The following is a 1,833-nucleotide window of genomic DNA, read 5'->3' on the forward strand; positions in this document are numbered from 1 at the left end:
AAATAGTCACAGAGCTGAACCGGAGTAATGGCCGGCAGACCAGAGGATATGCAGACAGGAGGAACTAAGGATGGCGAAAATAACAAAGCATATTGCAATCTACGGCAAGGGCGGCATCGGGAAATCGACAACCACGTCGAATATCAGCGCCGCCCTCGCGGAGGCTGGCTACCGGGTGATTCAGATCGGATGCGATCCCAAGAGCGACTCTACCAATACGTTAAGAGGCGGCGACTATCTGCCGACGGTGATAGACAGCCTGAGAGACAGCTCCAGAGTGAAGCTTCAGGATGTGTCGGCAATCGGCTTTAAGGGCGTGCTCTGCATCGAAGCGGGCGGACCGGTGCCTGGAGTGGGCTGCGCGGGGCGCGGCATCAATGCCGCCGTCGGTCTGCTTCAGGAACTGAACGTCTTCGAGGAATACGAGGCCGACTATGTCCTTTATGACGTCCTGGGAGATGTGGTGTGCGGCGGCTTCGCCGTACCGATCCGCGACGGGATTACCGACAGGGCCTATGTGGTCAGCTCCTCGGACTTCATGGCGATCTATGCCGCCAACAATCTGTTCAAGGCGATCGGCAAATATGCCCCATCCGGAGGAGCAAAGCTCGGCGGCATTATCGGCAACAGCATTTTGCCAGGCTATCCGGAATCGCTGATTGCGGATTTCGCGAAGCGAACAGGCGCGTCTGTAGCCGGGTTCGTCCCGCGTTCGCCGGTTGTCGCCCAGAGCGAGCTGTACGGCAAAACCGTAATTGAAGCGAATCCGGATTCGGAGCAGGCCGAGGTGTACCGGAAGCTGGCCGCGCATGTGGCCGGCAACGAGAACCTATCCGTTCCGAGTCCGCTGAATGTCACCGACCTTCGCGATTGGGCCAGAAGCTGGGGGGACGCGATCAACCAGGAGGCGGCTTCCTTCTCCGCCGCCGGAAGGTAAGGAGACAGAGCGATGAACGAGATCAGACAACGGCTTCCCCGGACAAGGGAAAAGCGCAGGGGTGCGCTGACCGCCTACTTCGGCGATTGCGCAGCCCTGGCGGATGAGCTGGAGAAAGAAGATCCAAGGCAAAGAATCCGCACCTATTCGGAGACGGGCGACGACGAAGTTATAGGCGCCATCAGGCTTCTGGGCAGAATCCGCAGCAGTGTCACCATTATTCACAGTCCGCCGGGCTGCGGGGCAGTCAAGCTGGAAGATGAGCTTAAGGAAGGCGGCAGTCCCTGGCTGATTACGAATATTGAAGAGAATGACTCGATTCTGGGCGCCGACGACAAGCTCAGGGAGGCGGTGGACCTTGCGTACCGGACATGGCGTCCGGAAATTATTTTTATTCTGGCAACGCCTGTGGTAGCCATTAACAATGACGATATCCTGTCCGCAGCAACGGAAAAGGGAGACCTCTACAATATACCGGTAGTCCCGGTGTTTGCGGCGGGCTTCCGTTCCAGAACGGCTGCGTACGGCTATGATCTGGTCTTTCATGCGTTGGCGAAATACGTATTGAGAGAAGAACCGGGAGCACTCCCCATCCCGGCCGTTAACTTGATCGGCGCAGCCGGAACCAGGACGGACCATGTAATCAAGGATTTGAATGGAGCAGGGGTTTCATATAACAACGTATCGGGAAGCCTGTCGATTTCTGCATTACAGCAATCGCTGAGCGGCTCCGCCTCTATTGCCATTGACAAGGATGACGCCCGCTACCTGCTGGAATGGCTGGAAGAGGCGCATGGCGTCGTTCATTTGGAGGAAACCGCGCCGATCGGTCTTACCGGAACGGAGCGTTGGCTGCTGGCCGCCGCCGGAGCCGGCGGCTCCACCGGGCAGGCGCG

Annotated in this window: 2 protein-coding genes; both read left to right on the top strand. The window is 58.2% G+C overall.

Annotation, left to right across the window (positions count from 1 at the left end; genetic code table 11):
- Positions 1–70 precede the first annotated feature (70 nt).
- The gene (locus L692_RS0125765; RefSeq protein WP_025702772.1) at positions 71–937 is read left to right on the top strand and encodes a nucleotide-binding protein; all 867 of its coding nucleotides are present in this window, start codon (positions 71–73) and stop codon (positions 935–937) included.
- Between the two features lie 12 nt (positions 938–949).
- On the top strand, positions 950–1,833 hold an 884-nt coding region (locus tag L692_RS0125770; RefSeq protein ID WP_025702773.1), incomplete at its 3' end, for a nitrogenase component 1.

This window comes from Paenibacillus forsythiae T98 (assembly GCF_000520735.1).
Lineage (GTDB): Bacteria > Bacillota > Bacilli > Paenibacillales > Paenibacillaceae > Paenibacillus_AQ > Paenibacillus_AQ forsythiae.

Bases quoted from the DNA above. Each gene is read 5' to 3' on its own strand.
- L692_RS0125765 (WP_025702772.1), top strand. From the start codon at position 71: ATGGCGAAAATAACAAAGCATATTGCAATCTACGGCAAGGGCGGCATC.